This is a genomic window from Dokdonella sp. (genome assembly GCF_049593775.1).
Lineage (GTDB): Bacteria > Pseudomonadota > Gammaproteobacteria > Xanthomonadales > Rhodanobacteraceae > Dokdonella.
In genome coordinates, this window is record NZ_JBAWHJ010000060.1 from 1 (window position 1) to 8,639 (window position 8,639).

Annotated in this window: 6 protein-coding genes; 5 read left to right on the forward strand and 1 reads right to left on the reverse strand. The window is 61.6% G+C overall.

Annotated elements, in window-relative coordinates:
* The 5 genes from WBP53_RS02250 to WBP53_RS02270 form a co-directional block, all read left to right on the forward strand.
* Positions 1-969 (forward strand): LysM peptidoglycan-binding domain-containing protein (locus WBP53_RS02250; RefSeq protein WP_423925511.1); only part of this gene is annotated, 969 nt, incomplete at its 5' end.
* A gap of 118 nt (positions 970-1,087) precedes the next feature.
* A complete protein-coding gene (dprA, locus tag WBP53_RS02255) occupies positions 1,088-2,251 on the forward strand; it encodes a DNA-processing protein DprA (protein WP_423925513.1) in 1,164 nt (387 codons plus the stop codon).
* Between the two features lie 363 nt (positions 2,252-2,614).
* Positions 2,615-5,146, forward strand: a complete 2,532-nt coding sequence (locus WBP53_RS02260) for a DNA topoisomerase I (protein ID WP_423925515.1) — start codon at positions 2,615-2,617, stop codon at positions 5,144-5,146.
* Positions 5,146-5,697, forward strand: coding sequence for an L-threonylcarbamoyladenylate synthase (locus WBP53_RS02265; protein WP_423925517.1), 552 nt, complete (start codon positions 5,146-5,148; stop codon positions 5,695-5,697). Before WBP53_RS02260 ends, WBP53_RS02265 begins: the two co-directional genes overlap by 1 nt.
* 10 nt (positions 5,698-5,707) lie before the next feature.
* A complete protein-coding gene (locus tag WBP53_RS02270) occupies positions 5,708-7,093 on the forward strand; it encodes an AMP-binding protein (protein WP_423925519.1) in 1,386 nt (461 codons plus the stop codon).
* 271 nt (positions 7,094-7,364) lie between these two features.
* On the opposite strand, the gene WBP53_RS02275 is transcribed toward WBP53_RS02270, so the two are convergent.
* Positions 7,365-8,639 (reverse strand): DNA polymerase (locus WBP53_RS02275; protein ID WP_423925520.1); only part of this gene is annotated, 1,275 nt, incomplete at its 5' end.

The window sequence follows — 8,639 nt, forward strand, 5'->3', positions numbered from 1 at the left end:
GTCAGGAACCCGCACCTTATCTATCCGGGTGACGAACTGGTCCTGTCCGGAGATGGCGTCAGCCACGGCCCCGGGTCGGTTGGCCCGCATGCTCGGGTGACCTCGCTGGAAAATACGGTCAAGCCGATTCCGCTCTCGCTGATCAAACAGTTCCTCAAGAATGCGCGCATCGTTGATGAAGCGACGATGGAGAAAGCGCCTGCTGTCGTCGGCATCGAGGAAAACCGCCTGCGCGGAACAACCGGCCAGCTGATCTACATTCGCGGCCTGGATGCGCAAGTTGGCGATCAGTTCGCCCTGGTGCGTGCCGGTGGACGCTACTACGACATGCCGCCAGAAGATGAAGGCGACAAGCGTGAGGTGTATCGCCAGGCTCGCGACGGCTGGGAAGGTCGCAAGAATCTGCTTTGGCAGCACGGCCCGCATGAAATCACGCTCAGCGGCCGGGTGCGTTTCCTGGGCTACGAAGTGCTCGACTACGGCACGGTGCAAGTCACGCGCACCGGCGATGTGGCCTCGGCACTGGTGATGAACGCCGACTTTGAAGTCAACACGGGCGACTACATCCTGCCAATGGATCGTGATCCCTACGATGATGAATATCTCCCGCATCCTCCGAGTGAGATCCCGGACAACATGCGCGTCGTCGCCTTCACCGGCGCCCTGTCCTCGGTCGGCACCTATCAGGTGGTCGCACTGTCTCGCGGCAGTGAGGATGGCGTCGACAATGGCACCACCTATTCGATCTATACCGAAGGCGAGACCGTACAGGACATCACCGACTACCCGACGGGTTCCACACGCGCATTCTTCAATCCGCGCGACAAGAACGTGAAACTGCCGCCCGAATTCGTCGGCCACGTGATGATTTTCCGCACCTTCCAGCGCGTCAGTTACGGCTTGATCATGGATGGTGTGCGGCCGGTGCAAATCGGGGACTTCCTGCACGATCCCGACAGCACGCCCTGAACGAAACAGATATTGGATGACCAGACGGCGCGGAGGCTTCCTCCGCGCCGTTCTTTTTTGTGTGGATCAGCGAATTTGTCCCGACCGGAAAGCCCGGACTGACTGCTAGACTTCAAGGATGAATACAGGGATGCGCGACTCGGATACGGAATCCTGGATGGTCCTGCTGCGGACGCCCGGACTGGGCGCCTCCACGTTGCGGCCGCTCATCAGCCAGCATCAAGGGCCTGGAGCGGCGCTCGAACTCCTTCGCTCCGGAAAGGGCGGGCGCGAACTGGCCGCAGAAGCGCGCGCCTGGCTCGATGCCCCGGACCCCTCCGTGATCGCCTCGGACCTGGATTGGCTTGCCGCGCCCGGCCATCACTTTCTTGGCTGGGATGACCCCGACTATCCCTCCCTGTTGCGCGAGGTGCCTGGCGCGCCGGCCGCCCTATTCATCAGCGGCGAACCGAGCCTGTTGTGGATGCCCCAGATCGCCATCGTCGGCAGCCGCAGCGCCAGCGACGCCGGAATCGCGACGACCCGCCGATTCGCGCGAGCCCTGTCCGCGGCGGGCTTCACGATTACCAGTGGCATGGCGGATGGCATCGATGGTGCCGCGCATCGGGCGGCACTCGACGCCAACGGGAAGACCCTGGCCGTACTCGGCACGGGACCAGACCTCGTTTATCCGCGCAAACATATCGGCCTGGCTGCGGAAATCACCGAAAAGGGCGCGCTGGTCAGCGAATTCCCACCCGGCACCGTGGGCAGGCCCGAGCATTTCCCGCGCAGGAACCGGATCATCTCCGGGTTGTCCTTGGGCACCCTGGTGGTGGAGGCGGGGCTGAAGTCCGGGTCGCTGATTACCGCCCGCTATGCGAATGAACAGGGCCGCGAGGTATTCGCCATTCCGGGCTCGATCAACAATCCACTGGCCCGCGGCTGCCACCAACTGATTCGCGAAGGCGCCAGGCTGACCGAGTCGGTCGAGGATGTGGTCGGCGACCTCTCCAGCCTGGCTGCGAGCCTCGGAGATCGCCTGCGCGCACGCCTGGAAGCCGAACCGGCAAATGGCGACAGCCCCGAATCGGCGCATGGCCCAGTGGCAGGCAAGCGGGACCCCGAGTACACCCGCTTGCTGGACGCCCTCGGGCACGAGGAGGTGGCGCTCGATACCCTCGCCGAGCGCACCGGCATCAGCATCGCCTCGTTGTCTTCAATGCTGCTGGTACTCGAGCTTGACGGCGATGTCTCGGCTGCCCGTGGTGGCAAGTACACGCGGCTGCACTCGGAATCCTGATCCCGGCTCATTTACGGCCATCATCGCGTCAGGCTCGGGGGCCTCAATACCCGCCTCGCTCACGAATCTTCTATCAAACCGTGTTCATGGGTGTATTGGGGTTCACTTGGGTATAGTGCGGCTCCTCGGCCGGCTTGGCGGGAGGCGACGCAGAATGGATGGGCTGCCAGGGTCGGAAGCGGCAACCAGCCTTATTCAGGCAGGCCTGCCAGGTCCGTTTGGCGAAGACGCATGGAGCTAGCAGACTTGACAGTCCGCAAACTCGTGTGTCCTTCTGAATAGGCAAACCCGGATATTACCGTTCCACAAAGATTTGCAGCGCCTGACAGGGCTCTGCCAGAACCCGGCGGCAAGGACCGCACCATGGCCAAGAACCTACTCATCGTCGAATCGCCCGCCAAAGCCAAGACGATCAACAAGTATCTCGGCAAGGACTTCCAGGTCCTGGCTTCCTATGGACATGTGCGCGATCTCGTGCCGAAGGAAGGTGCGGTCGATCCGGACAACAACTTTGCGATGAACTACGACCTCATCGAAAAGAACGAGAAACACGTCGCCGCCATCGTCAAGGCAATCAAGGGCGCCGAGGCGCTCTATCTCGCGACCGACTTGGACCGCGAAGGTGAAGCGATTTCCTGGCATATCGCCGAGATCCTCAGAGAGAAGAAGCTGCTCAAGGACAAGGTCGTGCATCGCGTCGTCTTCTCCGAGATCACGCCACGGGCGATCAAGGAAGCCGTAGCCAACCCGCGCGAACTGTCGATGGAACTGGTCAACGCCCAGCAAGCCCGTCGTGCGCTGGATTACCTGGTGGGCTTCAACCTCTCTCCGGTACTTTGGCGCAAGGTCCAGCGCGGCCTGTCGGCCGGGCGCGTGCAATCACCCGCGTTGCGCATGATCGTGGAGCGCGAGGAAGAGATCGAAGCATTCATTCCACGCGAATACTGGTCGGTCGAAGCCGACCTGGCGCATCCGGACCAGCCGTTCAAGGCGCGCCTGCTCAAGCTCAACAACAAGAAATTCGAACAGTTCGACCTGACCAATACCGATGACGCGCATGCCGCGCGCAATGCCTTGCACAAGGCTGCGCAAGGCCGGCTCGTGGTCGGCGAGGTGCAATCGAAGGAGCGCAAGAGGCGCCCTTCGGCACCGTTCACGACATCGACCCTGCAGCAGGAAGCGGCACGCAAGCTGGGCTATGCGACGAGTCGGACGATGCGCCTTGCACAACAACTGTATGAAGGCATCGCGATTGGCGACGAAGGCGTAGTCGGCCTGATCACCTATATGCGTACCGACTCGGTATCGATTTCCGAAGAAGCCACTGGCGAGTTGCGCGAAGTCATCGTGCGCGAATTCGGCCGCCAGGCACTGCCCGAGCAGCCGAACGTCTACAAATCGAAATCGAAGAACGCGCAGGAAGCGCATGAGGCCGTGCGACCCACGTCGGCGGCACTTACGCCGAAACGAGTCGCCGCCTACCTGTCACCGGACCACGCAAAACTCTACGAGCTGATCTGGAAGCGAACGGTTGCCTCCCAGATGCAGTTCGCCACCATGAATACGGTCTCCGTCGATTTTCCCTGCGGTGCCGACGCGGCATTCCGTGCCACCGGCACGACCGTGGTCGATCCGGGCTTCCTCGCCGTATATGAGGAGGGTCGCGACCAGAAAGGCGCCGACGATGAAGATGACGCACGCAAGCTGCCGGCGATGAAGGTGGGCGAAGCGGTGCCGCTTCGCGATATCGTTACCGACCAGCACTTCACCGAACCACCACCGCGCTTTTCCGAAGCCAGCCTGGTCAAGGCCCTTGAGGAGCACGGCATCGGCCGTCCGTCGACCTATGCCAGCATCATCCAGGTCCTGCTCAATCGCGAATACGTGATTCTCGATAGCCGGCGCTTCAAGCCTACCGATGTCGGGCGCGCCGTTGGCCGCTTTCTGGCGGGCCATTTCGCACGCTACGTGGATTACGACTTTACCGCCAATCTTGAAGACGAGCTCGATGCTGTCAGTCGCGGCGAAGAGGACTGGGTTCCGTTGCTGAGTCGCTTCTGGAAGCCCTTCAAGGCCCAGGTCGACGAAAAAATGGAAACCGTCGACAAGTCCGAGGCCAGTGGCAGCCGCGTGCTTGGGGAAGATCCAAAATCCGGCAAGCCGCTTTCGGTACGATTGGGCCGCTACGGACCGTTCGCGCAGATCGGCACAAAGGATGACGAGGACAAGCCCAAGTTCGCCAGTCTTCGTCCTGGCCAGAGCATGCATACGATCACGATGGAGGAGGCGCTGGAGCTGTTCAAGCTGCCGCGCACCCTCGGCACTTCCGAGGAAGGCGAAGACATCACGATCGGCATCGGGCGCTTCGGCCCCTTCGTCAAGGTCGGCTCGACCTATGCTTCGCTGACAAAGGAAGACGATCCCTACACCATCGAATTGCCACGCGCACAGGAATTGATCAAGGCAAGGGCCGAGTTGCTGGCCAACCGGATCATCAAGGACTTTGGCAACGGCATCCAGATTCTCAACGGTCGCTATGGGCCCTATATCACCGATGGCGACAAGAATGCGCGCATTCCCAAAGATCGCGAACCGCCAAGCCTGAGCGAGGCCGAATGCGTCGAACTGCTGGCCGCAGCTCCGTTTCGCCCCAAGCGTGGTTACGGCAAGGGCGCGAAAGGCAAGGCGGCTACGAAGAAAACCACTGACGCTGCGGCCAAGAAGAAGCCTGCTGCGAAGAAGGTCGCAAAGAAGGCAACCAAAAAGGCTGCAAGCAAGAAGACCGCAGCGCGCAAGTCTGCCAGCAAGAAGACACCGGCAAAGAAGGCTGCTGCCAGGAAGACGGCACCGCGAAAGAAGGCTTCGACTGACACGGCAACTGCCGGCGACAGCTGATGGCCAAGTCTGTTGATCGCGCCGTTGCCGCATTGCGAGCTGGTGGCGTGATCGCCTATCCAACAGAAGCGGTATGGGGGCTGGGTTGTGATCCGCTCAATCAGGACGCGGTGGCCAGGCTATTCGAGCTCAAGCAGCGCCCGACCGATCTGGGCGTGCTCCTGATCGGCGCGAGTTTCGAACAGGTGCAACCGTTCATTGGTGCCTGCCCGGATGCCGCCATCGAGCGCGCACGAGCCAGTTGGCCCGGCCCGCATACCTGGGTGTTTCCAAGCAGTACGCTGGTTCCCCCCTGGATTTCGGGCAGGCACCCCGGCATTGGGTTGCGTGTTTCCGATCACCCTGTGCCACGCGCCGTGTGCACGGGATTTGGCGCTCCAATGGTTTCAACGAGCGCCAACGTTCACGGCCATGCAGTGGCCAGGAACAGAGCCGAGGTCGAAGCATCATTTGGGCTGATGCTCGATGCCATCGTCGACGGCGAACTCGGGGGACTTGAGCAAGCGACGCCGATACGCGACGCTATCACCGGGGAATGGCTACGTGGTTGAGGGAGGCAGGATGACGGCTTTGGTCAATGCCGAATTGGAGGCTGCTGCTGGCAAGCAACCGCTTTTGGCGAATGCTGCTGACAATCGTATCGTCGCCTGGCGCGACCGTCGGGCTGTTCGAGCCACGGAATTCCTGGCCGACATCAGCAAGGTTGCCGCTTTGCTTCCGGACAGCGGCTGCGCAATCAACCTTTGCGAGAATCGCTACGCATTTCTGGTCAGTTTCTGTGCCGCAGCCAGCAGGGGACAGGCGACCCTGCTTCCCGCGTCACGAGCGCCGCAGGCGATCGCTGATGTGCGCAGCAGTCGCCTTGACTCCTATCTGCTGGGAGACGCGATGAGCTGCCTGCAGGATATCGACATGATTCGCCTGCCCGAACTGGATGGCACGAATATCGAGTCGGCTGCCGGCATACCCATGCTTGATCCGCGCCAGGTCGTAGCGATCGGATTCACCTCCGGAAGCACGAGCCAGCCCAAACCAAACACCAAGACATGGGACAATTTCCGTATTGGCAGTGCCCAGAACATCGGTGTTCTGGAATCCGCCATCGGACTGGCTGTCGGGCAAACCGCGCACGTACTCGCGACCGTGCCCGCCCAGCACATGTACGGCATGGAGCTCTCCGTTCTGCTGCCCTTGTTCGGTCGGTTCGCTGTCCACTCGGGCAAGACCTTCTTTCCGGCCGACGTGGCCCGCTCGCTTGGCCAGATTCCCGAACCGCGGCTGCTGGTGACCACCCCCGTGCATTTGCGTGCGCTGCTGCGAGCGGATATCGAGCTGCCGACCATTGCAGCCCTGGTTTCAGCGACAGCTCCGCTGCCGGCGGAACTTGCCCGTGAAGCAGAGCAACGATTCTCTGCTCCGGTCGTCGAAATGTTTGGCTCCACCGAAACCTGCGTGATTGCGCACCGGCGCACCGCGATCCAGTCCGACTGGAACCTGTACGACGACGTGGATTTGAAGCCACAGCCGGATGGCACCCTGGTTGAGGCCAGGCATTTGTCGCAACCGACCAACCTGCAGGATATTGTCGAAGTGCTGCCTGGCAGGAAATTCAGGTTGCATGGTCGCAATGCCGACATGCTTGAAATCGCCGGTAAGCGCGCCTCGCTGGCCGACCTGACCCGTCGCCTCCATGCGCTTGAAGGCGTGCTAGACGCCGTAGTGTTTCAGGTTGAAGCCGGAGCCGGAGCGCCGGTGCGCCGCATTGCAGCCCTGGCTGTTGCGCCCGGGCGCTCCGAGAAGGAGCTTCTGGCCGAGTTGCGGACACAGATGGATCCAGTCTTCCTGCCGCGACCGCTACGCGTGGTCAAGGCGCTGCCGCGCAATGAGACCGGCAAGCTGCCGCTCCAGGCACTGGTGCTGGCCCTGGCTGAACAAGCAGCTCCCTAGCCGCGTTCAGAATCACCGCTCATCCTGGAGACTCGCCCAATAAAAAGCCCCGAAGGCCAGGGGAAGCCTTCGGGGCCGGTTCGAAAATCGGTCTGGGGAGGGACCGATCTCCGGGGATCCCTCCAGGGAGGTGGAAGGATCCGGGGGTGCCGTTGCGTGCACCCGATAATAGAGACGGCGATTGGCAGTAAATAGTTTCGTTGGTTTTTCAGGTTTCGCGAATTCGTTTATCCGCTATTCACTTTTCCGGCGCCGTGACCAACAGGCACGGTCAGTGCGCCTCGTCCCAGTTGTCGCCCACACCGATATCAATGATGAGCGGCACGGCCAATTCTGCTGCCGCGGCCATGCGTTGACGCACGCCCTCGGTGATTTCGCGGGTGCTGTCTTCGCGCACCTCGAATACCAGCTCATCGTGGACCTGCATGAGCATGCGAGCCTGGTCGCCACGGCCCTGCAGCCAACCGTCGACCTCAAGCATGGCGCGCTTGATGATGTCTGCGGCAGTTCCCTGCATGGGCGCATTGATTGCGGCACGTTCGGCCCCCGCACGCTGCGCCTGATTGCGTGACGCGATGTTGTTCAGGTACAGGCGCCGACCAAAAACGGTTTCGACATAGCCGTCCTGATGCGCTTGCTCGCGCACACGATCCATGAAGTCGCGTACGCCTGGATAGCGCTGGAAGTAGCGTGCGATGTAATCCTGCGCCTCGCCTCGCCCGATGCCGAGCTGGCGCGCCAGACCGAAAGCGCCCATGCCGTACATCAGTCCGAAGTTGATTGCCTTGGCAGCTCGCCGCTGGTTGCTGTCGACATCCTCCAGCGGCACACCAAACACTTCAGCGGCCGTGCTTCGATGGATGTCCTGGTCACCGTGAAAGGCCGAGAGCAGACCGGGATCACCGGATAGATGCGCCATGATGCGCAATTCGATCTGGGAATAGTCAGCGGCAAGGATCTTCCACCCCGGCGGCGCAATGAACGCCTGTCGAATCCGCCGCCCCTCTTCCGTGCGTATCGGGATGTTCTGCAGGTTCGGGTCTGAAGAAGACAGGCGCCCGGTCGCAGCCGTGGCCTGGTGGTAGCTTGTATGCACCCGCCCTGTATCCGGATTGACGATCTCGGCCAGCTTTTCCGTGTATGTCGAACGCAATTTGGCAAGGCCGCGATATTCGAGTATCAGCCGAGGCAGTTCGTGCGCATCGCTGATGGCCTCAAGTGCCTCTTCATTGGTGGAAGGTTGCCCCTTCGGCGTCTTCAACACGGCTGGCAGCTTCAGTTCGTCGAACAACAACGCTTGCAGCTGCTTGGGTGAGTCAAGACTGAAAACCCGCCCGGCGAGTGCATGTGCCTCGGTGGTCAAGGTGTGCATCCGCGCCGCCAGTTGCCGGCCCTGCTTGCGCAGGGCATCCACATCGACGAGCACCCCGGCTTGCTCCATGCGCGCAAGCACCGGTACCAGCGGAATTTCGATATCCCGGTAAATCGAGCAGAGTTTCGAATCGGCCTCGAGCTGCGGCCACATCGCCCGATGCAGGCGCAAGGT

Excerpts from the sequence above, each read along its gene's own strand:
- WBP53_RS02270 (WP_423925519.1), top strand. The coding sequence starts at position 5,708 with ATGACGGCTTTGGTCAATGCCGAATTGGAGGCTGCTGCTGGCAAGCAA.
- dprA (WP_423925513.1), top strand. The coding sequence starts at position 1,088 with ATGAATACAGGGATGCGCGACTCGGATACGGAATCCTGGATGGTCCTG.
- WBP53_RS02265 (WP_423925517.1), top strand. The coding sequence starts at position 5,146 with ATGGCCAAGTCTGTTGATCGCGCCGTTGCCGCATTGCGAGCTGGTGGC.
- WBP53_RS02260 (WP_423925515.1), top strand. The coding sequence starts at position 2,615 with ATGGCCAAGAACCTACTCATCGTCGAATCGCCCGCCAAAGCCAAGACG.